The organism is Chryseobacterium gotjawalense (assembly GCF_030012525.1).
In the GTDB taxonomy this organism is placed as follows: Bacteria; Bacteroidota; Bacteroidia; order Flavobacteriales; family Weeksellaceae; genus Kaistella; species Kaistella gotjawalense.
Genome location: NZ_CP124855.1, coordinates 1402049 through 1427664 on the forward strand (window position 1 = coordinate 1402049; position 25616 = coordinate 1427664).

At 37.1% G+C, this 25616-nt stretch carries 24 protein-coding genes and 3 tRNA genes; 13 read left to right on the forward strand and 14 right to left on the reverse strand.

What is annotated here, in order from left to right; genetic code table 11:
* The first annotated feature begins 1067 nt into the window (after window positions 1-1067).
* From QGN23_RS06430 to QGN23_RS06460, 7 genes are all read left to right on the forward strand, one after another.
* Window positions 1068-1628 carry a helix-turn-helix domain-containing protein gene (locus QGN23_RS06430; protein WP_282906171.1) on the forward strand — a complete coding sequence of 187 codons (561 nt, stop codon included), beginning with the start codon at window positions 1068-1070 and terminating at the stop codon, window positions 1626-1628.
* A gap of 195 nt (window positions 1629-1823) precedes the next feature.
* Window positions 1824-2165 carry a cupin domain-containing protein gene (locus QGN23_RS06435; protein WP_282906172.1) on the forward strand — a complete coding sequence of 114 codons (342 nt, stop codon included), beginning with the start codon at window positions 1824-1826 and terminating at the stop codon, window positions 2163-2165.
* A gap of 54 nt (window positions 2166-2219) precedes the next feature.
* A complete protein-coding gene (locus QGN23_RS06440; RefSeq protein WP_282906173.1) occupies window positions 2220-2873 on the forward strand; it encodes a PIG-L deacetylase family protein in 654 nt (217 codons plus the stop codon).
* Window positions 2874-2925: 52 nt separating this feature from the next.
* Entirely contained in the window at window positions 2926-4068 is a 1143-nt protein-coding gene (locus QGN23_RS06445) for a glycosyltransferase family 4 protein (RefSeq protein WP_282906174.1), read from the forward strand.
* 36 nt (window positions 4069-4104) lie between these two features.
* The gene (gene nagB / locus QGN23_RS06450) at window positions 4105-4911 is read left to right on the forward strand and encodes a glucosamine-6-phosphate deaminase (protein WP_282906175.1); all 807 of its coding nucleotides are present in this window, start codon (window positions 4105-4107) and stop codon (window positions 4909-4911) included.
* A 20-nt stretch (window positions 4912-4931) separates the two neighbouring features.
* Window positions 4932-6104 carry a glycoside hydrolase 100 family protein gene (locus QGN23_RS06455; RefSeq protein WP_282906176.1) on the forward strand — a complete coding sequence of 391 codons (1173 nt, stop codon included), beginning with the start codon at window positions 4932-4934 and terminating at the stop codon, window positions 6102-6104.
* 203 nt (window positions 6105-6307) lie between these two features.
* Window positions 6308-8593: a glycosyltransferase family 4 protein gene (locus QGN23_RS06460; protein ID WP_282906177.1), complete on the forward strand. Its 2286-nt coding sequence runs from the start codon at window positions 6308-6310 to the stop codon at window positions 8591-8593.
* 381 nt (window positions 8594-8974) lie between these two features.
* On the opposite strand, the gene QGN23_RS06465 is transcribed toward QGN23_RS06460, so the two are convergent.
* Entirely contained in the window at window positions 8975-10435 is a 1461-nt protein-coding gene (locus QGN23_RS06465) for a glycoside hydrolase family 130 protein (protein ID WP_282906178.1), read from the reverse strand.
* Between the two features lie 197 nt (window positions 10436-10632).
* Here QGN23_RS06465 and QGN23_RS06470 point away from each other — a divergent pair, with 197 nt between their 5' ends.
* A complete protein-coding gene (locus QGN23_RS06470) occupies window positions 10633-12180 on the forward strand; it encodes an IS1182 family transposase (RefSeq protein WP_282906372.1) in 1548 nt (515 codons plus the stop codon).
* Window positions 12181-12352: 172 nt separating this feature from the next.
* Here the strand turns inward: QGN23_RS06470 and QGN23_RS06475 are convergent.
* From QGN23_RS06475 to QGN23_RS06485, 3 genes are all read right to left on the reverse strand, one after another.
* Window positions 12353-12425, reverse strand: a tRNA-Lys gene (locus tag QGN23_RS06475).
* Window positions 12426-12468: 43 nt separating this feature from the next.
* Window positions 12469-12551: transfer RNA gene (locus QGN23_RS06480), tRNA-Leu, on the reverse strand.
* A gap of 39 nt (window positions 12552-12590) precedes the next feature.
* Window positions 12591-12663, reverse strand: a tRNA-Lys gene (locus QGN23_RS06485).
* A gap of 107 nt (window positions 12664-12770) precedes the next feature.
* Here QGN23_RS06485 and QGN23_RS06490 point away from each other — a divergent pair.
* Complete coding sequence (locus tag QGN23_RS06490; RefSeq protein ID WP_282906179.1) at window positions 12771-13280, forward strand: shikimate kinase; 510 nt, start codon at window positions 12771-12773, stop codon at window positions 13278-13280.
* Here the strand turns inward: QGN23_RS06490 and QGN23_RS06495 are convergent.
* Window positions 13277-13714, reverse strand: coding sequence for an RNA-binding S4 domain-containing protein (locus QGN23_RS06495; RefSeq protein WP_282906180.1), 438 nt, complete (start codon window positions 13712-13714; stop codon window positions 13277-13279). The two genes, QGN23_RS06490 and QGN23_RS06495, sit on opposite strands and share 4 nt — an antisense overlap.
* 59 nt (window positions 13715-13773) lie before the next feature.
* Between QGN23_RS06495 and QGN23_RS06500 the strand changes: the two genes are divergently transcribed.
* Window positions 13774-14481, forward strand: a complete 708-nt coding sequence (locus tag QGN23_RS06500) for a hypothetical protein (protein WP_282906181.1) — start codon at window positions 13774-13776, stop codon at window positions 14479-14481.
* A 64-nt stretch (window positions 14482-14545) separates the two neighbouring features.
* Here QGN23_RS06500 and recO read toward each other — a convergent pair whose 3' ends face one another.
* The 4 genes from recO to QGN23_RS06520 are packed head-to-tail and all read right to left on the reverse strand — an operon-like array spanning window position 14546 to window position 19214.
* The gene (gene recO, locus QGN23_RS06505; protein ID WP_282906182.1) at window positions 14546-15235 is read right to left on the reverse strand and encodes a DNA repair protein RecO; all 690 of its coding nucleotides are present in this window, start codon (window positions 15233-15235) and stop codon (window positions 14546-14548) included.
* Window positions 15235-17496: a type IX secretion system anionic LPS delivery protein PorZ gene (gene porZ, locus QGN23_RS06510; RefSeq protein ID WP_282906183.1), complete on the reverse strand. Its 2262-nt coding sequence runs from the start codon at window positions 17494-17496 to the stop codon at window positions 15235-15237. Before porZ ends, recO begins: the two co-directional genes overlap by 1 nt.
* A gap of 4 nt (window positions 17497-17500) precedes the next feature.
* Entirely contained in the window at window positions 17501-18451 is a 951-nt protein-coding gene (locus QGN23_RS06515; RefSeq protein ID WP_282906184.1) for a bifunctional metallophosphatase/5'-nucleotidase, read from the reverse strand.
* On the reverse strand, window positions 18444-19214 hold the full coding sequence (locus QGN23_RS06520) for a 5'-nucleotidase C-terminal domain-containing protein (RefSeq protein ID WP_282906185.1): 771 nt from the start codon (window positions 19212-19214) through the stop codon (window positions 18444-18446). Before QGN23_RS06520 ends, QGN23_RS06515 begins: the two co-directional genes overlap by 8 nt.
* Before the next feature lie 110 nt (window positions 19215-19324).
* Between QGN23_RS06520 and dapA the strand changes: the two genes are divergently transcribed.
* Window positions 19325-20197 (forward strand): 4-hydroxy-tetrahydrodipicolinate synthase, encoded by an 873-nt coding sequence (gene dapA, locus QGN23_RS06525; protein WP_282906186.1) that lies wholly within the window; start codon window positions 19325-19327, stop codon window positions 20195-20197.
* A 90-nt stretch (window positions 20198-20287) separates the two neighbouring features.
* Here the strand turns inward: dapA and QGN23_RS06530 are convergent, their stop codons facing one another.
* Window positions 20288-21400 (reverse strand): 5-(carboxyamino)imidazole ribonucleotide synthase, encoded by a 1113-nt coding sequence (locus QGN23_RS06530; RefSeq protein WP_282906187.1) that lies wholly within the window; start codon window positions 21398-21400, stop codon window positions 20288-20290.
* Between the two features lie 3 nt (window positions 21401-21403).
* Window positions 21404-21955, reverse strand: coding sequence for a DUF1543 domain-containing protein (locus QGN23_RS06535; protein ID WP_282906188.1), 552 nt, complete (start codon window positions 21953-21955; stop codon window positions 21404-21406).
* 106 nt (window positions 21956-22061) lie between these two features.
* Between QGN23_RS06535 and QGN23_RS06540 the strand changes: the two genes are divergently transcribed.
* Both QGN23_RS06540 and QGN23_RS06545 read left to right on the forward strand, forming a co-directional pair.
* A complete protein-coding gene (locus tag QGN23_RS06540; RefSeq protein ID WP_282906189.1) occupies window positions 22062-22892 on the forward strand; it encodes a sulfite exporter TauE/SafE family protein in 831 nt (276 codons plus the stop codon).
* A complete protein-coding gene (locus QGN23_RS06545; protein ID WP_282906190.1) occupies window positions 22893-23270 on the forward strand; it encodes a DUF1634 domain-containing protein in 378 nt (125 codons plus the stop codon). It abuts the gene before it with no gap.
* Between the two features lie 50 nt (window positions 23271-23320).
* Here the strand turns inward: QGN23_RS06545 and QGN23_RS06550 are convergent, their stop codons facing one another.
* From QGN23_RS06550 to QGN23_RS06560, 3 genes are read right to left on the reverse strand one after another with little or no spacing between them, the layout of a single operon-like run.
* Window positions 23321-24292, reverse strand: coding sequence for a chorismate-binding protein (locus tag QGN23_RS06550; protein ID WP_282906191.1), 972 nt, complete (start codon window positions 24290-24292; stop codon window positions 23321-23323).
* Between the two features lie 50 nt (window positions 24293-24342).
* Complete coding sequence (locus QGN23_RS06555; protein WP_282906192.1) at window positions 24343-24759, reverse strand: PaaI family thioesterase; 417 nt, start codon at window positions 24757-24759, stop codon at window positions 24343-24345.
* A gap of 12 nt (window positions 24760-24771) precedes the next feature.
* A complete protein-coding gene (locus QGN23_RS06560; protein WP_282906193.1) occupies window positions 24772-25338 on the reverse strand; it encodes a 1-acyl-sn-glycerol-3-phosphate acyltransferase in 567 nt (188 codons plus the stop codon).
* Window positions 25339-25616 lie beyond the last annotated feature (278 nt).

Below are 25616 nucleotides of genomic sequence, written 5' to 3' on the forward strand. Positions count from 1 at the left end.
GGCTGAAAATCAGTTTTTTTCTGCTTGCTTCACATTGCAACATTAATCAGGCAACCAAAGAGGGTTTTCACTTGCATTTGCTGATATTTTTCCTTTTAAAAATACACCGCTGCCGCACGAATCCTTTCGTGTGGTCAACTTAACAATCAAACATTCTAAATACTCCAAAAAGTCCTTTTTAATCAGCAATCAGTAATTCTGGTTTCTGTTTTTTTATACTTCGAAAAACCAAATGAAGGTGAATTGTCATGATACAACTCCGTTGAAACATAACCGAAAACTAAAGAAAAGACCGAAGAACGATTCCAGAAACTTCAGCTACAAAATATGCAGTTGAAGCGTTCTTTCAAGTTTATTATTTATATTTGTATAGTGATATATCGATTTATAGTCTGTATCATTATTTCCGGACGGATCACGTTCCACCCTCCAAGTGCGATACTCCATAGCGAGTCCATAGCAACTCCACAACCACACCAGTAATTTTATAGTTAAGCCATTAATCTGCAGTATATTATTTTAAAATTTAGGTACTCTGTAAGGTTAAGGATCCCTAGCTATATCTTAAGCTAATAACCAAGATGATGGCAAGAATTTCCAAAACGGTATTCTGAGCGGAGCTTTAGGAAACCTGGTTTTCGTGAACAGCGAATCCCAAAATATTGGGGTATGGAAGGTCTTTATTTTCAAATTAAAAAGTGATTTTTTTTTCTAAAATAGTGAGAACTGATTGAACAGGTGCATTTAACCGGCGTATCATTTTGCAGCAGATTTTAATTTAATCCCTATTGATGGTACATATCCATATTTAAAAAAAATTTACGATTTATACAGAAATTTGTATCTTTAAACTGACCAATTACGAAGAGAAAAATATCAAAAATAATTCTTTTAGAAGATATAAATATGTTTTTCACATTAGATGAGCGAATACCTTAAGGGAACCTTAAAAAAACAACCTCACATCTAATTCTTTTAAAGAGGTCAAAAAAAAACAAAACTACTTAACCACGTTCTAAAATAAACCTCATTGCGTTCGTTTTGGAACACCAAATTTCCGAAACACCATGTTTATCTATATTAAATATATGGTTAGCTTGCGCTGTAAAATAATCGTAAAGCAAGAACTACAGAAATTAGGACTCCACTGCGTAAATGTCGAACTTGGAACCGTCGAGATCCGGGAGTCTATCACCGATTCGCAAAAAGAACAGCTGCGCCAACAATTACAGATTTACGGCCTACAACTTCTAGACAATAAGAGGAATATTATCATTGAAAAAATAAAAGCCATCGTTATTGAAATGATTCATTATTCCGATGAAATACCCAAAGTAAATTATTCAGACTATATCAGCGAAAAATTAGGGTACGACTACACTTACTTAGCCAATACATTTTCCGAAGTGAAGGGAATGACCATTCAACAATATATCATTTTAAACAAAATTGAAAAAGTAAAAGAACTCCTGATGTATGGTGAATTAAACCTTACGGAAATATCTTATAAGATGCATTACAGCAGTGTCGCACATCTGTCAAACCAGTTTAAAAAAATTACAGGTCTTACTCCAACCTATTTTAAAGGCCTTAAAAAGAAACGTTTGAGGAATCTTGAAGATTTGTAGCATAAAAGGAAAATGTCCCGGAGCAGAAGCACTGTTTCTCCTCCTTATTATCTGACTTTGGAGCGTTTTAAAATGAATGTGGGAATACTATAATTCTTCTTCGTTACTCTGTAATACATTATTCCTTAAAATCGAGCACCTTTATACTAAGATTTTATTAAAATCCAATTACGTCTGGCTTTTAAAATTTTGGAGATGGAAAATACAGAAATTGAAAAATCGAAATCCTTTATTATTTTAAAGAGTATTGAATACGTTCCCAATTCTGTGGTTACAAAAACCATTATAAAAAAAACAACGGGTAATATAACCGTTGTCTCCTTTGATACAGGAGAAAATCTGACTGAAAAGCTGTCCCGGTTCGATATGTTTATACAGATCATAGAAGGTCTTGCGGAAATTGAAATCGACAACGTTTCACATACGTTGAAGTCCGGCGAAGCGATTATTATACCTGCCAATACCAGAAATACCATAAAGGCAAAAAAAAGGTTTAAAATGATTTCTACGGTCATTAAAAGTGGCTATGAATTATAACTTACAGTACAAGATCCCCTAATTGCAAAATTCTGTTTCTGACACAAAAAGAATATGGAGTTCTATAAAAACATAGCAGTAATTGTGGCTCATCCTGATGACGAAATCCTCTGGTGCGGCGGCATGATTTTACTTCATCCTGAATGTAACTGGTTTATAGCCTGCTTATGCAGAAAAAATGATCCTGACAGGGCTCCCAAATTTCAAAGCATATTAAAAGAACTGGATGCACATGGTATTATGGGTAATCTGGATGACGGTCCAGAACAAAAACCTCTCGACATCAAAGAAGTACAGGATGAAATCTTAGAACTGCTTCCAAAATCCAACTTCGATCTTATGATCACACACAGCCCTCGGGGCGAATACACCAGACATCTCCGTCATGAAGAAATTGGCAGCGCAGTTATCGAATTGTGGAACGATAAAAAAATAAAAACGAAGGAACTTTGGGCTTTCGCTTATGAAGACGGAAATAAAAAATACAATCCGAAGGCAATAAGAGGAGCCAGCATTCAGCAGACACTTCCCAACAATATATGGGAAGAAAAATACCGTCTCATTACGGAAGTTTACGGTTTTGACAAAACAGGATTTGAGGCCAAAAGCACCCCAAAAAACGAAGCCTTCTGGAAGTTCAGAAATCCCGAAGATGCGCAAAATTGGTTAGAGCGAAATTCAATGCTGCACAACGCAGCACTGCCATAAAAACAGCCATTACAAAAGTGAAATCAAACTGCCCTTTTTAAAATAAAAACTTATGAAAGTTTTAGTCTTATATGATTACCCTCCTTCGCCAGGGGGCTTAGCAACTCAGGGAGACATGCTTTTCCGTGGACTGCTTGAACTTGGAGTCGATGTGAAAGCTGCTCATTTCGAATCGGCTCAGGAAAAAGAATGGTATTACCGCTGGTTCGAGCCCGACATCGTGGTAGGAGTCGGTTATTGGGGCCATACACCGGAGCTTATCCTTCATCCGCAGCGTTACGGAATTCTGGCCGTACCCTGGTTGGTCGCAGATGGATATATTGCAAATTATCAAGAAGTTTTAAACCAACTGCCTCTTATTTTGGTGACCTCAAACTGGGTGAAAGAAATGTACGTACGAGACGGCATCAAAGCTGAAAACATCGAGGTACTTCCCGTAGGATGCGACACTTCATCTTTTATTCCTTTTGATAAAAATGATCCTAAAATTTTGACGGTCCGCGAATCATTAGGAATTTCTCCGGATCAGATTATGATTCTCACCGTAGGTGGTGACGCCGCTTCAAAAGGCGCTCAGGAAGTAATGCAGGCATTGGCACTCATCGACACCAAAGCACCCGACTGGAAATATGTTTGTAAAGTATGGCCACAGCCCCGCACGGAGGTTCAAAATATGCTCGATCTGAAAATGGCAGAATCCCTCGGTCTCGAAAAAAACATTACCTACGCGACCAACAAGATTTCGCGAAACTTTATGCCCTATTTAATTGGAGCCTGCGATATTTATGCGGCTCCATCGAGGCTTGAAGGTTTTGGCATGCCTCAGGTGGAAGCTGGAGCGTGTGGCAAACCGGTAATAGGGATCAATGCCATGGGCTTGTTAGATACCCTGATCCATAATGAGACTGCTTTTTTGGCCGACGTCGCCAAAAAAATTGTCGTAAACGAAGTTATTTTAGGGGAAGAGTCGGGATATGAAGCCAATCGAAAAGTTCAATTTGATGTGCCAAGGACCGTTGATTATCGAGCCAACATTCAGGATATCGCCACCTATCTGCTAAGGCTGATGGAAGATGAGGAACTCCGAATAAAAATGGGAAAAGCAGGAAGAGAGCGTGCTGTAGAACACTTTGACTACAAGGTCGTCACCAAAAAGTTTCTACAAATTTTAGAAGATAGATTAGGAATCAAGTAAGTCCTAAAATGAATCAACAGTTTAAATAAAGCAACGATGAGAGTTCTGATAAAACAAGACGGGAATGAAATCGCCCATTGGACTTCCGATTATTTAATTAAAAAAATAAATGATTTCCATCCGACAAAAGAAAAACCATTTGTGCTTGGATTACCAACAGGTTCTTCCCCAATTGAAACTTATAACGAACTGATCAGAAGGAATAAGTCAGGCGATATCTCCTTTCGTCATGTGATTACTTTCAACATGGATGAATACATTGGCATTCCGGAAAATCATCCCGAGAGTTATCATTATTTTATGTACGAAAACCTCTTCAAACGTATTGATATTCCTCAAGAAAACATCAATATTTTAAACAGCAATACAGATAATCTGGAAAAAGAGTGTATTGAATATGAGAAAAAGATATTGAAATACGGCGGCATTGAACTGTTTCTAGGCGGAATAGGAATGGATGGACATATCGCATTTAACGAACCCGGATCTTCGCTGACTTCCAGAACAAGAATAAAAACACTGTGCTATGATACCATTCAGGCAAATTCCAGATTTTTTGAAAATGATGCATCTCAAGTTCCTACCGAAGTTCTTACTGTTGGTGTCGGGACAATTATGGATGCCAGAGAAGTTCTGATCGTGGTCACCGGTTATCATAAAGCCAGAGCATTGAGAGAGGTAGTAGAAGGTTCTGTAAACCATATGTGGCCTGCTTCCATACTTCAAATGCATCCAAAATGCGTATTAATTTGTGATGAACCAGCCACAATGGAATTACAGGTTAAAACAGTGAAATACTTTAAAGATATCGAACGTATTTCTACGAATGGAACACATCTGTAAACAAAAAAAATAAAAACGTCATGCTACCTGAAGAAAACCTACAGATTGAAGAAGCCAAGAAAGCAGCTATTGAAGTGCTTTTGCACAATTCTCATGGGACCGTTGCCGATTTACCAAGAACCGCAGGATGGGGATATCCGGAACCTTATACCAGAGATCTGTTGATAGCAGTATTGGGAATCGCAACCAGCGAAAATACAGAACTGATACAGAGTTCAAGAAATGTCTTATTGACCTTAGCCAAAAATCAATCGAAAAATGGACAAATCCCGTCACTCGTCAGTGATAAAGCCAATCTTGGTTCGAGTGACACTACTCCATTATTTTTACTGGCAGTCGGGATTTTCAGAAAAGTACTCGGTGACCCAAACTTTCTCGAAGACGCGGTAAACAAAGCAATCATTTGGATGGAATACCAGTGCCCAACCAGCTATTATTTAATAGCGCAACAGCCAACCAGTGACTGGCGCGATGAACAATGGGTGCTCGGCCATGGACTTTTTGTAAATGCGCTGACCTACTCAGGACTTCAACTTTTGGGAAAACATCAGGAAGCTGAAAATCTTGGAAACGCAATGCGACAGCTAACCTATTCTTCAGACCAGTCCCGCAACTGCCCGCACGAAGGATTTGCCATTAAAGACAAACCCTATTACGCGTTGTGGTCTTATAAAATTTACAGCAGCAACAGGTTTGATTTATTGGGAAACAGTCTCGCTATTCTATCCGGATTAGCATCAGCGGAAAAAGCCAAAGAGATGGTAAAATGGGTAGAAAGTGAATGTGAACAAATGCATAAAACCAACGATTTAGAAGTTGATCTGACGCCCAATTTTTTCCCTTTTATTCTCCCGCAAGATTCGGATTGGTTACCGAGATATTCAGAATTTAATAATCCCGGAGATTATCATAATGGCGGAATCTGGCCATTTATCAGCGGATTTTATATTGCAGCGCTGGTTGCAGCAAAAGAATTCGATGTGGCAGAGAAGAAACTTCTGGCATTGACCAAGCTCATCAAAAAAGGCAGAAACGAGAACTTAGCATTTGGCTTTAATGAATGGTATAAAGCCCAAACCGGAAATCCAATGGGTCAGGACTGGCAATCGTGGAGTGCTTCCAATTATTTATACGCAGCAGCTTGTGTTCAAAAAAGATATACCCCGTTTTTTGATGGTATTCGTTTGGACTAATTACGCTCCAAACGTGCAATACTATTTATCATAAATTTAAAATCATAATAGTAAGTATTTTATTTTGAACCAAAAGAATCTATGAATTATGTAATTCTAAACTGGTTATATTCAATTGTTTTCACGTGTAATTTCTTACCTTAGCTCGGAATTTAATACCTATCATGCTGATTAGCAGCTTTTTATTTTTTAAAATTTTAGAAATGAAAATCGTCTTTATAGCTACATATCCACCACGAGAATGCGGAATAGGAACTTTTACGCAGAGTTTAGTCCGTGCCATGAAAGACAATAATGAGATCATTATTATTGCCATGCATGACGGTCAGGAAAATTACCGGTTTCCTCCTGAGGTTAAATTTACAATACGCCAGGAACATCAAACCGATTATCTGAAAGCAGCGGATTTCATTAATCAAAGTGATGCAGATGTCTGTATAGTTCAGCATGAATTTGGGATTTATGGGGGACAAAGCGGCGTCTATATTTTGCCGCTTTTACACCGTTTGCAAATTCCACTGATTACAACGCTACATACCATTCTTCAGAAACCGTCTTACACCGAGAAAGCCATTTTAAAAAAGATCTGCAACATGTCCGATAAAGTAGTGGTCATGAGTCATAAAGCCATTCAATTTCTTGAAGATATTTATCATGTTCCTTCTGCGAAAATTATACGGATAGAACATGGTGTTCCCGATATCCATTTTGATAAAGAAAAATCGAGGGCTGAATTGAAATTTACCGATAAAAAACTGCTTTTAACGTTTGGTTTCGTGGGCCGCAATAAAGGAATTGAAACCGTAATTAAAGCTTTGCCTGAAATCATTAAAAAGCATCCTGATACCGTGTATGTTGTTTTAGGGAAAACACATCCCCACTTACTCAGATCCGAAGGCGAACAATATCGAAACTACCTTCAACTCCTCATAAAAACGCTGAATATAAGCGACCATATACTGTTAATCAATGAGTTTGCAGAAGAAAAAGAGCTCTTTAAATATTTGGCGGCCTGCGATATTTATATCACCCCGTATATTAATGAAGCTCAAATTACGAGCGGTACGCTAACTTACGCCATGGGTTCTGGCTGCGTTGTGGTTTCTACTCCCTATTGGCATGCAGCAGAACTGTTGACCGGAAACAAAGGATGTCTTTTCGATTTTAAAGATGAGCACGCTTTAGCAAAAGTTCTGAATGAACTGTTTGACAACCCGCAATTAATGAAAACCATTCAGCTAAAAGCTGAAAAATATGGTCAGGGAATTATCTGGCCAAAAATCGGTAAGAAATATATTGAACTGGCTGAACGATTGACCTACGACCCCGTAAAATCAGAACAGAAAAATAACACCGATATCGATCCCTTATTATTACCCCCATTATCATTAACCCATATCAAAAGGCTGACTGATGATACCGGAATTATTCAGCATGCAAAATTTGGAATTCCTAACCTGAAAGAAGGCTATTGTTTGGACGACAATGCCCGCGCTATGTTGATGGCCTGTATGGCATATAAACTAAAAAAAAATCAGATTGCATTAGACTTAATGCCAATTTATCTTAGCTATATTCATTATATGCAAAATACAGATGGGACTTTCAGAAATTTCCTCAGTTTCAACCGCAATTTTCTGGATGAAGTGGGGTCAGAGGATTCTTTTGGAAGGACGATCTGGAGTCTGGGGTATCTCATGCAGAACGCTCCGAATGATGCCTTTTACCAAACAGCAAGGTTAGTCTTCTTTGATGCTGCTCCCAATTTTGAAAACATGAAATCAATCAGAGGTATTGCCAATACAGTGATTGGAATTAGCTATTACCTTAAAGCAAATCCGGGAGATCTCGAAATAAAGATGTGCCTTGTAAGAATGACGGATGTTCTTGTGGCACATTTTGAACAAAACAGATCTAAAGACTGGGACTGGTTTGAATCGCTTTTGGCATATGATAATGGAATTCTGCCCTTAGCATTATTACATGCCTCACAAATATTAGAAAATAAAAAAGCAAAAGACATCGCCTTTGAATCCATGAATTTCCTAACCACCCACACGCTGAAAGATGGCTATCTGTCTGTAATCGGCAATAGACAATGGTTCGTAAAAGATAAAGAACGATCGATTTACGCTCAGCAGCCGATTGATGCGATGGCCATGGTGCTGGCATATTATCAAGCGTTTGTTTTAACAGAAGACAGGAAGTATCTCGAAAATATTTTCACTTCTTATCTCTGGTTTTTAGGTGAAAATGATCTTCGGCTGAGTCTGTATGATTTTGAAACCAAAGGATGTTGTGATGGTTTTGAAGATTACGGTATCAACCGCAATCAGGGAGCCGAAAGTTCATTGGCCTATCTCATTTCGCATCTTACGGTATTACAAGCGTATGAAGAATCAGCTCATTTTCGGGAAGTGAGTACTGTAAATAATTCAGTAAATCACTCAGCACTACACAGTGAGACAGAGATTTCGAAGATAGATTAGATATTCCTTCATAAAAATATCATACTCATCCGCTTTAAAATTTAAAATGCATAACCATCTTTAAATTATAATGAATTTTTTAACGCGATGACGCAATTTGAAAATGTGATTTTTCCCCACTTTTAAATGGCGTTTGACTTCGTCAAATTTTCGATTTCATTTAACAAACCGCAAAAAGTTATATTTTCATTACTGATGAAGATACATAAACTTCAATTCAATATTTTAAATTTTCCGATGCGGAAATTTAATCGGAATGATTTAACTCAAACCATAACGGCTCAATGTTGAATAGCTCACATTAATTATTTTAGAAATACTCTTTCTTAAGCCTAAGTTTTGTACCAGATCTTTTCTTTTACCAATTCAATTTAATATTATTTAGATCTTTAAACCTTCAAATAATGCAGCCAACTCCACAACGGCATAGGTGGTAGAATAATCGGAAACTGCATAAGGCAAAATCAAGTAGTTATTATGGATAATGGATCCGCATGAATACACGACATTGGGAACATATCCTTCCCGCTCGTTTGCCAACGGAATGAGTAACGGTTCTTCTAACCTTCCAATTTCTTTGGTCGGATCATCTAAATCCAGTAACGACGCGCCAATACAATATCTTCGCATCGGTCCTACTCCGTGGGTAATGATCAACCATCCTTTTTCGGTCCAGATTGGCGATCCGCAATTTCCTATTTTCGAAAATTCCCACGCATATTTTGGTTTCTGAAGAAGAATTGGATTATCCCAAAGCGTATTTCTATCAGAGAACATGATATAGTTATTAATTCCGTCTATCCGCGAAAGCATGGCATATTGCCCTTTTATTTTCCTGGGGAAAAATGCCAGATTTTTTCCCATCGCTCCTTTTCCGCGCAAAGGCATAATTCTGAAGGTGCAGAAATCTTCGGTGGAAAGAAACTTTGGCAAGATGGTATGACCATTATAAGCCGTGTAAGTAGCGTAAAACTTCACACTTCCATCATCATCTACAAACTGAACAAAACGGGCATCTTCGATCCCATTGCTTTCCGACTCTGAAATGGGATAAATAACACGTTCGCTAATGTCTGAGTCATGCTGGAATTCAATATCATAATAGGACTCCAGCAACCAGGCAATTTCTTCCAGAGCAATCCTTCTATCAGTACTTATGGTTGCATCCTTCAATGTACTGTCTACAGAGTTTTTTAAAGTAGCATAATCAAAATGATTGGGTAGATTTGCAACAATGTCGGTATAATACTTATCAGGAATTTTCATCTCCTGCATTTTTTTCACAAACCTTCCTTTGTGGTAAGAAGTTTTTTGTAAAACTTCGGCCATATCCATCGATTTGCCGATACTCATCAGGTGTAAATCATTGTTTCTATCAAGTATTGCCCGCCGGAAAACGATAGATGAGATATGACCTTCTCCGGTTGCTCTGAACGAAATGATAACGCGCTTTTCGCCTTTCTCTAAATAAGTCTGATCAACATCCGGAATAATGGAAGGGTTAAAAAATGCAGTCGACTCAAGGGAATATTCCATCGTAAGATATGCACCTATAAGAAGTTTACGCTCCTCTGATATCTCATTGGCATTTACCTGCATTTGCTCAATAATCCCGATCACATTATTATAATGCTTCTTAAAAAGAAAAGTAATGTGACGATGCCTATAGGCAAACTCTCTTAATGTTTGGTTTAAAGCGGTATGAACTTCGCACTCACTCATCGCAAAGACCAATGCTAAAGTATCTTTCGTCGCAGAATCGCCATTCATAAAATACCGTGCTACTACCCTACTGGAGTCAGGCAGAAAATGCAATTGTTTTCGTGTAACTGGAACTCTCATCGTATTGATTTTGAACATCTAAGGTACAACGAAGAATAAAAAAACAATAAATTGCAACGATAAAATTATGTTAAAGTTTTATTCTTAACTTCCAGAAACAACAAGAAGCCGTCTCAATACTGAGACGGTTTTTTTTGTTTTTTTTCTACATTTTTTTTGGTGAAATTATTAGATTTTATTATCTTTAAGTATTGATAATCAATGACATGAATATTAAATTTAAGGATTATAACCAACAACAAAACTGGTTATTCCCGCCATCAATCGAAGAGTTGATTCCTGAGAGTCATCCGGTTCGGATTGTCAATGGAATAATTGAGCAACTGGATCTGAAATTGCTCATTGAAGAATACAGCAAAGATGGCAAACCAAGCTTTCATCCCAAGATGATGCTTAAGGTGATGGTTTACGCTTATATGGATAATACGTATTCCAGCAGGAAGATCGAAAAAGCGATGCGCGAGAATATTAATTTCATGTGGCTATCGGCTCAACAGGTTGCAGACCATAATACTATTGCCCGTTTTCGGAGCAAGAAACTCAAGACTATTTTCAAAGATATTTTTAAACAGGTCGTCCTGTTATTAGCCGAGGAAGGACTCGTTAGTTTGAAAGAAGTTTTTACCGATGGCACCAAGATAGAGTCTATTGCCGGGAGGTACACCTTTGTTTGGGGCAATGCCATTAAAACCAGAAAAGAAAAGATGGCAGAGCAACTTGAGCAAATGTGGAACTATGCTCAAAGCATTGCTGATGAAGAAGACAGCGATCCTACGCCACCGGAGTTTAAAACCATCGATAAAGATAAAATAGAGAAGACCGCCAAGAAAATAGAAGAGATTATCAGCAAAAACCCGAAGGCTTCTACTAAAGCAAAGGCAAAACTGAGATACATTCAAAAGAATTTTTCTCAGAACCTGGATAAATACGAGGAGCAGGAAAAACTTTTAGCAGGTCGTGGCAGCTACAGCAAGACCGATCCCGACGCTACCTTTATGCGCATGAAAGATGATCATATGCAGAATGGGCAGCTTAAACCCGCCTACAATGTGCAGGTAAGTTCCGAATCCCAGTTCGTCATTCATTATAGTTTGCACCAAACCACCAACGATTTAAATACGCTCAAACCACACCTTAATACTTTTGAAGATCTTTATCAGTTTTTACCGGAAGAACTCACCGCTGATGCAGGTTACGGCAGTGAAGAAAACTATGATTTTCTGGAAGAAAAAAATATAGAAACCTTCGTAAAATACAACACCTTCGATAAGGAACAGGGGATTTTAAAATCGAAAAGAAAGAAAATCAACGAGGACTTCCATCGCGATAAACTCTATTATAACGAAGAGAAAGATCAATACATCTGTCCGATGGGACAACCAATGAACAAAATCACCAACCGAAATCGAAAAACCAAAAGCGGCTATGCTCAGACAAGCTCACTTTACCAAGCTCAAAACTGCAATGGTTGCCCGCTGCGAGGGACTTGCCATAAAGCCCAGGGAAACAGAGTAATAGAACGGAACCAAAATTTAGAACGGCATAAGGACAGAGTTCGGGAAAATCTCTTAAGTGAACTAGGTGAAATAAAACGCAGACAACGCACTGCCGATGTAGAGCCTGTATTCGCGCATATCAAATCCAACCGGAACTTCAAGCGTTTTACGCACATCGGAATAGAAAAAGCAGAACTGGAGTTCGGATTACACGCTTTAGCACATAATCTAAGAAAGAAAAGTGCTTAAATGGAGCACTTTTTTAGACTATTCTGAAAAACCACATTATCATCTAAAAATTTAACGTCTTAAAAAAGAAAATTAAAAACCGCCTCAAATTTTATTTTGAGACGGCTTCTTGAACACCAAATCACAAAATATTAATATGAAAAAAAAAATTACTTCCGAAAAAGTAATTTTGTGACCCGGCTGGGATTCGAACCCAGGACCCATACATTAAAAGTGTATTGCTCTACCAGCTGAGCTACCGAGTCTAGAACTGCAAATAAGAAATCTGCTTTCTAAAATTTTTGTTTGTGCCTGCGACTGGACTCGAACCAGCACATCCTTAGGAAACCACCCCCTCAAGATGGCGTGTCTACCAATTTCACCACGCAGGCAAAAAAAATCCGTAAAAACATACGGAGGTTTTTCGCTTGTGACCCGGCTGGGATTCGAACCCAGGACCCATACATTAAAAGTGTATTGCTCTACCAGCTGAGCTACCGAGTCGGTCACCTCTAAATATAAACTGTTGTGTTCTTGTTTTAGAGTGGTGCAAAGATACTTCTTTTTTTAAATTCTCAAAATTTTTTTAGAACTTTGTACAAAATAAAAATATGATAATTTCACTCATCGGGTATATGGGCAGCGGCAAATCTCACATTTCCAAACTTTTGAGCCAAAAACTTCACTTCAAATTAATTGACTTAGACCGGGAAATATTTTTGAAAAACAGTATGACGATTCCCGAAATCTTCGAAAAAAAGGGTGAAATCTACTTTAGAAAACAAGAAAGACTTCTTTTAGAAGAAATTTTTGCCACCGAAAAAGATTGCATTTTAAGTTTAGGTGGTGGCACTCCGGCTTATTATAACAATATTGAACTCATTACCCAAAAAAGCGAAAGTATTTATTTACGAAGTTCAGTAAGAACATTGACGGAAAGACTGTTAAAACAAAAGCAAAAACGTCCGTTGATTGCAAAAATCCCTGATGAAGATCTCCCTGAATTTATTGCGAAACATCTTTTTGAAAGACAGGTTTTCTACGGCCAGGCAAAATATACCGTAGCCACAGATGCTAAAACTCCTGAAGAAATCGCCGATGAAATCATTGCCTTAATTTAATCTTCCTTAGAGTCATCTACATCACTGAAAAATAGGTCCCAGTCACTGTTTTCCATGTCAGAACTGCTGTCTCCTGCGACAAAGCCATCAAGTTCCCGTCGGTCTTTTTTGGTGGGTCTGCCTTCTCCTTTGTTTCGGTAATGTTCCTGATTGAGATTTCGTAATTTCAGAATTTCATATTGTTCTTTTTCCGTGCGGTCTTCGATATGGAGCGGAACCAATTTTGGACCTATTCTGCTTTTAGGAATCTGTATAATTTTAATCTGGTAGTCGATCTGGTTTTTTCTAATTTTAACCAAATCTCCGTCTTTCACCTCTCTGGAGGATTTTACAGTCTGACCTGCGAGTGAGACTCTGTTCTTTTTAATCTCATCTGCAGCAATGCTTCTGGTTTTATAAAAACGAACACACCATAAAAACTTATCTATTCTCATATTTTATTTATACTTTTGCTGAATTAAATAATTTTAGCAATTTAATGATAATATTAAATATGAAAAAAACATTTTTGTTCCTTGCTCTGGCCTCCATTGCAATTACTTCCTGTAGAAAAGATGATGAGGAAAAAGTGACACAAGTAAGTATAGAAACTCAAAATACCAATGATGACCTTGCTGCAAAGAAGTTTCTGGAGACCCATTACCTGGATGCAAAAGGAAATCTTAAAGATTATGTAGACACGGACGTCATCAATGTAAAATTATCAAAATTAAATCCCGTAACCCTGCCTTCCGGTGTTATTTATATCATGAGACCCAATGCCCAGCCAAACCCTGGAAAGGAAATAGGCAGTTCTGATATTGTAACATTAATGAGCACCTCGATGACTTATGTTGCGACCGATACTGATGGCAACGTCGCGTTCACCTCTCCTTACTCTTTTAGAAATACAATTAACGGCTCAGGAATCCCAGAGCTGGATCCTGCATATTACTATGTAAAACAATCTGTATTGGATAATGCAACTACCGATCTGGCGAAACAACGCAGTTTCTATGAAATAGAAGGATTTAGAGAAGCGCTTCAGAAGTTCAAAGCTTATGATATTCCAAATGAGTCCAATTATAATTTACAAGGCGTAATTATTGTACCTTCCCGTGCAGCTTTTGCGCGTGACGCTCATTTTAATTATAATAATATTTCGTTTAAAGACAGAAGTTTTATATTTAACTTCCAGGTTTATAAAACGGCCTCACGATAGAAAAGTACATTGCATAAAAAGATCAAGTTCCTTATTTCAAGGAACTTTTTTATATCTAAACTTTCTATTCGAAAATCTGCCGAACGACCGCTAAGGAATTCGGTGTGTAGAAACCGGTGATGTGAATCCGGCAATAAATCATCAGTGCATCCAGAAACGAGCTTCTTTCGTCACGCTTCAGCTGGATTTCATAAGTATTAGGGCTATTTAAAAATCTTTTCCACAACGCAGAAATAGCTTCATCAAAAAAAGGATGAGAAACAGCATCTTCAAATATTCCACTTTCCGGATTTAGAAATTTCTGATCACCATACAACGGTGCAACTCCTGAGATGGAAAGAAACTTAAAAACAAAAGCCAAATACGCATCGTAATTTTGAGCGCTGATTTCTTTTCTTACTGATTCTATTTCTTTAAACAGCAATATATTTTTTCCTTCTTCGCGTAAAACCTGATGTAAGAAATCAGCAGTAAAAAACAAAATAGAATTCAAGGCAACTCCCTGAAAATCATAATGACCGGGAGCCAAGTCTATTTTTGAAATTCGGGATATTCTATTTTCTGTACCAGTTTTAGAAACAGTTATATTTAATAAATTAAGCGGAAAAAGATAGGGTTTCATTTTATTCTTGGCTGAATAAATTCCTTTTGCAAAAAAACTCTGAAAACCGTTTTCGATGGTGAAACAATGCAAGACTGCATCATTATCGCCATATTTTAAATAAGAAAGAAGAAAACAGTTTTGAGTTTGCATTAATTCACCACCGCTATTTTGGCAGTGGAGGTATCTGTTCCATCTTCATTGGTCATTAAGACAAAATAAATTCCAGATGCTACCCGCACACCGCGATGATTAGCAAGATTCCACTCATAAGATCCACCGCGTGCTACGACCTGATGAACCAAATTACCAGCTGCATCGGTGATTCTGATATTTGTCTTTGCGGCTAAACCCCGAATTCGCACATTTCCTTTATACTGGGCATAAACGACAGGATTTGGATACACTAAAACATCGCCGAAGTTTTCAGTAACTTCCAAAACATCGCCTTGGTATACGACCACTCCGTCTAAGGTAACAAAATATACTTTTCCTGTTTTACTATCCACCTTAATGTCGGTAACACTATTAGTGGGAAGAGGGGAATTTTCTTTTGTAAAACGATTAATCGTCTTTTCTCCTGATGAATTTAAATAGAAGACTCCACCCTCATTAATTGATATCCATTTTTGATTTCCACTATCTACTTCGATCTGTAAAATACTGCTATCTCGAAACAGCTCTTCACCAACATTATTTTCTTCAATTATTATGGGATCTACACTGGGATTATTTTGAATATTTGATACTGCAGAAGAAAGAATCCTCACTCCACTATCAGTCCCAATCCACAAGTCACCTGAACGATCCATCGCTACTGAGATTATCCCCTCTGAGCTTGCTGGTAAACCTGCCATTTTTCGTACAAAATAAATGTCATCATCCAAGACACTTGAGGTCCCTTTATAATTTACTGTAGCCAAAGCAGCATCTCTAGGTAGGGGTATCCAAATATAGCCATCAGAAATTAAAGGTTTCTGTACTCCTGTCCCCATCTTAAGGCTTTTATAAGAAAATGAATCCGAAGATTTGTCATAAGCCATCATTCCAGAATTTCCTGCATTATTTTCAATATCCAAATAGGCAACAGTACCAAAAAGATTATTTTTTTCATCGTATGCAAGACCTAGAGGCCTACCATGATAAAAATCTTTTCCTGTTGTGTACACTTTCTTTACCTCAAAATCTTTTCGAGAGGGATCATATTTCATTCTATATACACCTTGACTACTCGTTGGGATATAATTTGTAAAAAATACTTCTGTCATATCCGACGGATTAGCGACTACATCCATCACATTAAATCCTAATGAGCTGTTAACAAAAAAGCTCGGATATATCCATTCTGAACCCGTGAAATAATAAAAACCAAGATTTTTAGCACTTGGAGATGCGTCATTATATCTGTTTGTTCTATTGCCCGTTGAAACATAAAGTTTATCGTCTATTAAGGAAATTTTGTATGATGTGTTATTATAAGGTCCATCTGGTTTTAAAACATCACCGTTTTCATTTAAAATTCCCGAAACTTTAGTACCTGCATAAATTTTTGAAAAGGAGAAAAATCCTGTATTCAGCTGCTCGGCTGTTGAATATGATTTTATCAGATTGCCGGTAATTCCGAAAACTGAAACTTCATTTAAATCTGCAACAATGATATTTTGGGGAGTTACAATAACATCCTGAATATTTAAAAAACTCTGTGGCAATGTCGAAAATGTGGTTCCATCTCCGTATGTCACCGTATTGACGTTAGCATAAGCTAAAATACTTCCTGTAGCAATTTGGGTAAAACTTCCACCTGCAACCGTATCCCAACTGGTATAAATTGGAAAGGTCACATTCATTTCATGCTTTTTCAAACCAGTAGAGGTGGCAGCGTAAACGAAATTATCTTTAATTACTGCTTCTCTGGACGCCTGATAAGTACCTCCATTTATAAAAAAGGCAGAGTCGCCAAATTCTTTTTTATCTAATCTGAAAACGGAAACCCCATAACCGACTGAAATTACGGCTAAATTCCCTGTAATAGAAATATGATTGATCTTTTTATCACCACTATATCCTGTTGCAATGGGAATATCTACAACATACGTAATCCCTTCGGGCGTAATCACATCTAATGATCCGTTTTTGTACCCTACCAGTCCAAATTTGGTTTCGGGGTTATAATCAAAGGCGGAAATCTTCACTTCATGGAGTCCGTTGGCTTTTGATAATTTGGTGATCTCACCTGTCGCCGGAGTGTAGAAAAAGATTCCATTTTCTGTGGCTGCAATGAGTTTCCCACTGTCTTCCCGAATAGCCAAAACATTATTGTAAGAAAATAAATCTGACCATTTGGCCGAGGAAATTTTTTGCGCAGAAAAATTCAGTGAAAAGAAAAAAAGTAAAAATGGCAGTATTTTTTTCATGGGATTATACTAAAATACGATCATCTATAACTTGATTGTTCCATGAAATATTTTTCACTTTTTTATTTTTGTCGAAATAAAAGGTAATTTTACCTAAAAGCAGTCCTGCCCAACCCACCTGATTGACCAAAACATTCTTCCCGGATCGGTTCAAAAAAGATTGTGGTTCCGGCAAAAAAGTATGGGTATGACCTCCTAAAATCAAATCGATGCCGTCTGTATTTGCTGCTAAGATCTTATCCGAAACTTTCTTGGGATCGTCTTTATAATCATATCCGATATGGGATAAACAAATTACCATATCGCATTTTTTTTCATTTCTTAAAAAGTCTGCGTAATGTTGTGCGATTTCGATGGGATCCAGAAATTCCGTTTCACCATAATCTTTCTTGCCCACTAAACCAGCCAGCTCAATTCCGACTCCGAAAATCCCGACTTTAATTCCGTTTTTATTAAAGATCTTATACTTTTCAGTTTCACCATCGAGAATGGTATTTTTAAAATCATAATTGGAACAAATAAATGGAAACTTCGCGTTTGGTCTTACTTTTTTAAATCCCTGCAAGCCATTGTCGAAATCGTGATTTCCCATGGTAGAAGCATCATAACCCATCATCGACATTAGCTTAAATTCCAGTTCGCCCCCAAAAAAATTAAAATAGGGCGTACCCTGAAAAGTATCACCGGAATCCAGCAAAAGAACATTGCTTTCCTGACTTCTTATTTTTTGGATTAAAGCAGCTCGTCGTGCAAAACCACCTTGGTTAGGATTGCGTGTGTAACTGGAATCAAAAGGTTCAATTCTGCTGTGTTGATCGTTAGTATGAAGTATGGTAAGTTGATTTTCTGAAGCCAGATTTAAAGCTATGAAATTCTCGGCCATCAAAAGATTGGGCGCCAATGTCATCGCCAATGTTCCACCACCAAGGGTTTTTAGAAACTGTTTCCTATTCATCAATTTTATTTTTTTTGTTTTTAAAATTAAGGCGCAGATCTGTCGGAACTTTAATTTCCGGATTGGCTATGAATTTCTCCAAAAACAAATCCCGTAACTTTATTCCTGTAGGAATCATTTCGCCTTTCTTAAAATAATCCATATTATCACCACCCAGCGCTAAATAATCAGAAGTTGCAATATAATAGGTTTGGCCCGGCTCTACTTCTTTTCCGTTCACCAATTCCTTAACATTCATTCCGTTTTCAGTTTCAATATACAAATGAGAAACAGGATTGTTTTTCAGTGTTTTCAGGTAATAATCGAAAAGTCCCTGCAAATCACTTCCTTTCATTTTCACGATGATTACTTCATTTTCAAACGGCATGACTTCATAAATCTGTCTGGTCAGAATATCGCCGGCTCCAATCGTAGTTCGGATACCACCGATATTAATTACCGCAGCGTCAACTCCATTGGTAATTCCATTTTTTTTTGCCCACTCATCAGCTCCTTCAAAAGTATAATCTGCCAGGAGATTTCCCAGAGTACTGTTGTCTCCTTCTTTCGTTAAATCCACCGAAGTATGGGAAATTATTTTATTCATTTTTCCTTCCAGTTCAGCTTTATAAGGCGCTATGGTCTTTGTGAATAAAGCATCTTCCGGTAAATCTGTCGATAGCGCAATATTTTTCTCGGTCTGCACATTGGCAACATTCAGCGGCGTTCTACACGAAATAACCGATAAAAGCGCTACCCCAAAAATGAGATATTTTGTCTTCATATTCATAAAATCTATTATTGCAAATATAAAGATATGAATACAAACTAATCCTTTTTTTTAATAAATTCTCGTATTAATTTTCGTAATTTTGAAACATTAATTTTATAAAAATGAACAATTTAAAAGGTCTTGGTGTGGCTCTGGTTACGCCTTTTAATGAAGATTTATCTGTAGATTTTGATTCTTTAACCAAATTGGTAGAGTACAATATCACCAACGGAACAAACTATTTGGTTGTGTTAGGAACGACCGCTGAAGCAGCTACCCTTTCTGACGAAGAGAAAAATGCAGTCATTCAACATATTATAAAGGTTAACAATAAACGTCTTCCTTTGGTTTTGGGAATTGGCGGAAATGATACGATGCAAGTGAAAAGACAAATCGAAGAGACCGATTTATCAGATTTCGACGCTATACTTTCGGTATCACCTTATTACAACAGACCGAGCCAGGAAGGACTTTATCAGCATTACAAAGTATTGGCAGGAACGGGCAAACAAATTATCATTTATAATGTTCCGTCGAGAACAGGCCAAAACGTTGAAGCGTCCACTACTTTAAGATTGGCTAAAGATTTTCCCAATTTATTTTTAATTAAAGAAGCTGCGGCAAACATCAATCAATATTTTGATATTCTGCGTCAAAAACCTGAACATTTCAACTTGGTTTCCGGTGATGATGAATATACGCTTCCGGTCACTTTAGCTGGCGGACATGGCGTGATTTCGGTGATTGGGCAAGGATATCCGAAAGAATTTTCAACCATGGTTCAATTGGCTTTTGATGGCAAAGTAAAAGAGGCGTATGAAATTCATAACAAATTAGTAGAAATTACAAGATTGATTTTCGCTGAAGGAAATCCGGCCGGAATTAAAACTATTTTAGCAGAAATGGGAATTATTAAAAACCATGTAAGATTACCTTTAGTAATTGCTACTCCAGGTTTACAGGATAAAATTAAAGCTGAAATGGCAAAAATATAACTGCGCGATTTCAGATATAATTAAAGGACTCTTTTTCGGAAGAGTCCTTTTTTTCGGATTAAAGATTGGTTTAATTAAAATATTTCAGCTTTAAACAGCAACCACTTTCACCAAAGATTTAATATGAATTAACTGTTCTAAAAGTTCTTCACGGGAATCTGCCAAAACATTGATGTGACCCATTTTTCGCCCGGGTTTAGTTTCCTTTTTTCCGTAGAGATGAAGGTAGGCATTAGGTAATTTCAATACATTTTCTAAACCTTCGTATTTTACTTTTCCGCTGCAATTTTCTTCACCAACCAAATTGAGCATTCCTGAAAACCCCAAACTGGAAGTATCTGCCAACGGAAGATTTTTCAAGACGCGGTAAAACTGCTCAAACTGTGAATTGGCATTGCCTTCCTGAGACTGATGACCGGAATTATGCAGTCGCGGCGCGGTTTCATTAACCCAAACTTTCCCCGATTTATCTAAAAATAATTCGATGGCAAATAAACCTTCAGAATCCGCCGCTTTCATAAATTTTGCGGCAATGACATCGATTTGACTTTGAACATCATCAGAAATCTGCGTCGGAGAAATATTAAAATCCAATAAATTTAATTTTGGGTCAGCAACCATTTCAGTTACGGGGAAACTTTTGATTTCACCCCGTTCATTTTTAGCGATAATTAAAGAAAGTTCTTTGTCAATATCTACCAGATTTTCTAAAATAGAAGGTTGGTCCCACAAATTATTAAAATCGTTTTCATCTTTAATGATCTGAACTCCTTTCCCGTCGTAACCGCCGGTATTTAATTTCTGAACGAAAGGAAAACCGATGATAATTTCTTCTTCATTCGATAAAATAATCTGAAAAGCCGGACTTGGAATTTCATGCTCTTCATAGAAAAGTTTCTGCAATATTTTCTGCTGAATCGTTTTAATGATACTGGAATTGGGAATCACTTTTACGCCTTGCTTTTCAAGTTCTTCTAACGCTTCCACATTCACATGTTCGATTTCAATGGAAACTACGTCTTTGTCTTTTCCAAAATCAATTACTGCCTGCTTTTCATTGAAATCTCCTTTTGTAAAAAAAGAAATATTTGCACAGGAACAGTCTGCATTCGGATCGAGGGTGTGAAACTCATCATCGTATTTCAAAGCTTCCTGAATCAACATTCGTCCTAATTGCCCGCCTCCTAAAATTCCTATTTTCATTTTTTACTTTAATTTACTGATTTTTAAATAGCCGATATGCGTAAAATTTTCCTGATTTTCACAGTCTGATTTTTCTAAAATGACCGAATATTCTTCTTTCATTTTCTTGGGTAAAATATCATTAATTTTAAAGATTTCATCGATATCAACACCGTGTTTGTCATCGATATGACTTACCGCATCTTTGAAACCCTTATTTTTATAGAAATCGGTTTTCTTGACTCTTCTGATGATTTCTGACGTTTTCTTTCCGACCATCAGATGCTGTTCATGCAACTCCTCAAATTTCCCAATCTCGTAACCGCCCAGATTAATAAAAAAAAGCTGCCCGTCTGAAACCTGAGTATTTTTCTTTACAATTTTCACTTCAAAACCATCAACAAACTTCACTTCCTGATAACAATCGATATGAATTTTACCTTTTGCTTCGGGCCAAAATTTCTTCATGTCCGGAATCAAATCCTTTAATGATTCTGCAATTCCAAAAAAAACGTCGTGTTGCTCGATGTTTCTGCCTTTTGGAGTGGCACCGAGAATGGTATAGAATAATTTCATGTTCAAAAAAAACAAAAATACGGTTTAAATAAATTCTATAAAATTTATTAAGGTTTTTTTAATCCTAAATATTTTCTAAAAAATTAAAAATACCTAAATTTGTAGCATGTCGGAAATATTAATTCTGTTCTTCGGAGCTGTTGCTGCTGGATTGCTGGGATCCTTAACCGGATTGGGCGGCGGCGTTGTCATCATTCCATTGCTTACACTTGGCTTCGGCGTCCCAATGCACTATGCGATTGGCGCTTCATTAATTTCAGTTATCGGGACTTCTTCCGGTTCTGCGGTGGCTTTCGTCAAAGAAGGCTTTACCAATGTCCGGATCGGGATGTTCCTGGAAATCGCCACGACCACCGGAGCGATTATCGGTGCTTTAATTTCGGGGATTTTAAATTCTAATACGATTGGGATTATTTTTGCGAGCATCTTAATTTTAACGGTAATATTAAACCTGCGGAAAAAACCGGATCATCAGGAACCTCTAATCGAAGGCAGTTTAGAAGACAAACTTCAGCTGTACGGAGCGTTTCCAGACAAAGGCGTTGTAAAAGAATATTCTGCAAGAAATACCGTTTCCGGATTTTCAATGATGGTATTTGCCGGAATTATGTCTGGACTTTTAGGAATCGGTTCGGGTGCGCTGAAAGTTTTAGCCATGGACAATATGATGAAACTTCCCTTTAAAGTTTCTACAACGACCAGTAATTTTATGATTGGAGTAACTGCTGTAGCGAGTTCTCTCATTTATTTTCAGCGGGGAGAAATCATTCCTGTCATTGTAGCGCCGGTTTTAATCGGTGTTGTTGTTGGGAGTTTTATCGGATCAAAGACTTTGATTGTTTCCCAAACCAAAAAACTGAAAGTCGTGTTCGCTGTTGTAGTGAGTGTCCTTTCGATTTATATGATGTATAACGGAATTAACCATAATTTTAAATAAATGAAACGCCACTTTGCAGATTTTGACCTTAACCGTTCCGTGGGAAACCTTCTTCGGATAGGTGTTCTTTTATCTGTTATTACTTCATTTATAGGGTTTATAAAACTTTCTTTTGAAGGTTTTGAAATGCCCAAAGATTATTCTTTATTAGAAATATCTGAAGAAAATATCTGGCAAAGTTTCTGGACTTCTCTGATGAAACTGGAAGGAATGGCCATAATTCAGCTCGGAATTTTATTGCTGATTTTAACGCCTTTGGTACGGATACTATTTGCGCTGATTGGCTATCTGAAAGAGAGAGATTACACGTATGTGCTTATTTCACTGATTGTTCTGGGAATTATGGTGGTGAGTTTTTTAATGGGATTCGCGCATTAATTTTTATAAAACTCTGAAACTTTTTCCGGTAAATTCACCATTTTAGGTCTTTAAGTAAAGGACAGGTTTTTTAAAACCGCCCCAGCTTTTAATTCGGTTTCCTGCCACTCTTTTTCAGGAGAACTGTCTGCTGTAATCCCACCGCCAACGTAAAGTAATGCGGCATTCTGAAAGAATTCGGCACATCTTAAATTGACAAAATATTGAATGGATTCGTCGGTTTCCACTTTAATATAACCCGCATATAAACTACGTGGATGACCTTCGAATTCTGCAATTGCCTTTTGGCAAAATTCTTTTGGAAAACCACAAACCGCAGGAGTTGGATGTAATTCCGAAATTATTTTTTCTAAATCCTGACGTTTAATTTTAGCTTTGAAATCGGTTCTTAAATGTTTGATATTTCCCGACGGATGATCGTAGGTTTCAGATTGCTGAACCTCATCAGAATACTCCTTTAAAATGTTTTTAATGTAATCGGTAACCGGTTGCTGCTCTTCAATTTCTTTGTGAGTCCAATCTTCTTTTAAAGGAATGGTGCCGGCTAAACTCATGGTTTCAAATTCCGAAGTTTTCCTATTGAATTTTCCCAAAACTTCTGAAAAAGCCCCCATCCAGCATTTCCCGTCTTTTATAAAAAAATAAACGAAAGCGTTCGGATAAGCTTCACAAAGGTTTAAAAAAGTCTGAGTTAAATTGACTTTATCCGTTTCGAGATTCAATAATTTTCTCCGTGAAATAACCAGTTTCGAAAGATTATTTTCTTTAACAAAATCAATAACCTGTTGAATCTTTGCCAGATAATCGCTTTCTTTTTCTTCTTTAAAGTCAATTAATTCAGACGATAAAGAATCTGAATCTGTTGTATTATCTAAAAACTGATCTAAAGAAATTTCTTTACTATTTCCATTAAAATCAATTATTTCATCAGTATCAAAAGAAACAAAACGAACCGCTTTTTGTACAGAAGCTTCATCAGTTGTTAAAATTTGGTCAGAAAAAGGATATCTATAGTAAATCATAAAAAAATCTTTGTCAGGAATTATTTTAGTAAGATTCTATTCATTAAAATCTACCGTGGAATAATATTATTGGTCATTGTGGTATGGTTGATCAACTCTCCTTTTTCATCTCTAATCTCAATTTCAGAAACATGCATGGTTCTGCCTTTTCTAATAAATCTTGCTGTTCCGGTAACGGTTCCATGTTTTTTACTCCGCAAATGATTGGAATTGATATTGGTTCCTACCGGCGCGAATTTTTCGGTATCCACATGAATAACCGACAGACAGGATCCGAGGGTTTCTGCCAGAACGCAGCTCGCGCCACCGTGCAAAATTCCGTAAGGCTGATGCACTTTGGGCGTTACCGGCATGGTCGCAGTCAATGTATCATCGGTAACATCTGTAAAAATAATATCTAAAGTTTTCCCCAGGGTTTCGCCACCCCAATTATTAAGTTTTTCTAAGATCTGTTCTTTATTTTTCATAAAAAGGAAAGGTTAATAAATTTTCGGGTTCCAGTTTTCGGGAACTTTGGGCGTTCTTTTTTTGTAGTACTCCTGAAGTTCAGCCATGATATTTTCGTAAGTTCTGGTTTCTAAATCTTCAACTGAGATTTTTTTTCCGAGATAAATGATTTTTTCTTTAAAATCTCCAGATGCAATCACGAGAGGAACTTTCGCCGCTAAGGCCATATGGTAAAAACCTTTTCTCCATTTAGGCACCCAACTTCTGGTTCCTTCCGGAGTAATTACCAAAGAAAAATCTTCTTTTTTGAATAAGTCAGCTACAAATTTCACCAGATCATTTTTTTGGGAACGGTCAATTCCTACGCCGCCCATCGCTTTTACCAAAAAGCCGTACCACGCTTTGGTGTGCTGGTCTTTTATAATGACTTTCAGCGGTTTTCCCAGAGACCAGTACGCGAAGTTGCCCAGCATATATTCGTCGTTTGCCGTATGTGGCGCAACCACCAGAATGCAACGGTCCAGGTTATTTACATCGCCTTCCAGGACCACTTTCCAACCCAGGATTTTTAGCATTAATTTACCGAATAGTTTTTTCATAAAGTGGAAATTTAGGAATAAAAACGAGTTTTTTTAAAGGTTCTAAACAAAAAAGTATAACCAAACTCTATTGGTTATACTGTACAAAGATATTGAATTAATATTCTTACAAAAATAAATTACTTACGAAATCTATTATCTTGATTGCGATTTCTAAAACAAACTGTACCATAATTATACGTTTTTGACTGTTAATTAATTGACCGATAAAATTAACTCTACGAAATTAGGAATTATATTTTATAAAATGAATTTTGTGAGTGTTAATTTTTAATAAA

What these genes read in the sequence shown, in the direction of transcription:
- QGN23_RS06430 (WP_282906171.1), top strand. Translation starts at nt 1,068, where the DNA reads ATGTTTATCTATATTAAATATATGGTTAGCTTGCGCTGTAAAATAATC.
- QGN23_RS06435 (WP_282906172.1), top strand. Translation starts at nt 1,824, where the DNA reads ATGGAAAATACAGAAATTGAAAAATCGAAATCCTTTATTATTTTAAAG.
- QGN23_RS06440 (WP_282906173.1), top strand. Translation starts at nt 2,220, where the DNA reads ATGGAGTTCTATAAAAACATAGCAGTAATTGTGGCTCATCCTGATGAC.
- QGN23_RS06445 (WP_282906174.1), top strand. Translation starts at nt 2,926, where the DNA reads ATGAAAGTTTTAGTCTTATATGATTACCCTCCTTCGCCAGGGGGCTTA.
- nagB (WP_282906175.1), top strand. Translation starts at nt 4,105, where the DNA reads ATGAGAGTTCTGATAAAACAAGACGGGAATGAAATCGCCCATTGGACT.
- QGN23_RS06455 (WP_282906176.1), top strand. Translation starts at nt 4,932, where the DNA reads ATGCTACCTGAAGAAAACCTACAGATTGAAGAAGCCAAGAAAGCAGCT.
- QGN23_RS06460 (WP_282906177.1), top strand. Translation starts at nt 6,308, where the DNA reads ATGAAAATCGTCTTTATAGCTACATATCCACCACGAGAATGCGGAATA.
- QGN23_RS06465 (WP_282906178.1), bottom strand. Translation starts at nt 10,435, where the DNA reads ATGAGAGTTCCAGTTACACGAAAACAATTGCATTTTCTGCCTGACTCC.
- QGN23_RS06490 (WP_282906179.1), top strand. Translation starts at nt 12,771, where the DNA reads ATGATAATTTCACTCATCGGGTATATGGGCAGCGGCAAATCTCACATT.
- QGN23_RS06495 (WP_282906180.1), bottom strand. Translation starts at nt 13,714, where the DNA reads ATGAGAATAGATAAGTTTTTATGGTGTGTTCGTTTTTATAAAACCAGA.
- QGN23_RS06500 (WP_282906181.1), top strand. Translation starts at nt 13,774, where the DNA reads ATGAAAAAAACATTTTTGTTCCTTGCTCTGGCCTCCATTGCAATTACT.
- recO (WP_282906182.1), bottom strand. Translation starts at nt 15,235, where the DNA reads ATGCAAACTCAAAACTGTTTTCTTCTTTCTTATTTAAAATATGGCGAT.
- porZ (WP_282906183.1), bottom strand. Translation starts at nt 17,496, where the DNA reads ATGAAAAAAATACTGCCATTTTTACTTTTTTTCTTTTCACTGAATTTT.
- QGN23_RS06515 (WP_282906184.1), bottom strand. Translation starts at nt 18,451, where the DNA reads ATGAATAGGAAACAGTTTCTAAAAACCCTTGGTGGTGGAACATTGGCG.
- QGN23_RS06520 (WP_282906185.1), bottom strand. Translation starts at nt 19,214, where the DNA reads ATGAAGACAAAATATCTCATTTTTGGGGTAGCGCTTTTATCGGTTATT.
- dapA (WP_282906186.1), top strand. Translation starts at nt 19,325, where the DNA reads ATGAACAATTTAAAAGGTCTTGGTGTGGCTCTGGTTACGCCTTTTAAT.
- QGN23_RS06530 (WP_282906187.1), bottom strand. Translation starts at nt 21,400, where the DNA reads ATGAAAATAGGAATTTTAGGAGGCGGGCAATTAGGACGAATGTTGATT.
- QGN23_RS06535 (WP_282906188.1), bottom strand. Translation starts at nt 21,955, where the DNA reads ATGAAATTATTCTATACCATTCTCGGTGCCACTCCAAAAGGCAGAAAC.
- QGN23_RS06540 (WP_282906189.1), top strand. Translation starts at nt 22,062, where the DNA reads ATGTCGGAAATATTAATTCTGTTCTTCGGAGCTGTTGCTGCTGGATTG.
- QGN23_RS06545 (WP_282906190.1), top strand. Translation starts at nt 22,893, where the DNA reads ATGAAACGCCACTTTGCAGATTTTGACCTTAACCGTTCCGTGGGAAAC.
- QGN23_RS06550 (WP_282906191.1), bottom strand. Translation starts at nt 24,292, where the DNA reads ATGATTTACTATAGATATCCTTTTTCTGACCAAATTTTAACAACTGAT.
- QGN23_RS06555 (WP_282906192.1), bottom strand. Translation starts at nt 24,759, where the DNA reads ATGAAAAATAAAGAACAGATCTTAGAAAAACTTAATAATTGGGGTGGC.
- QGN23_RS06560 (WP_282906193.1), bottom strand. Translation starts at nt 25,338, where the DNA reads ATGAAAAAACTATTCGGTAAATTAATGCTAAAAATCCTGGGTTGGAAA.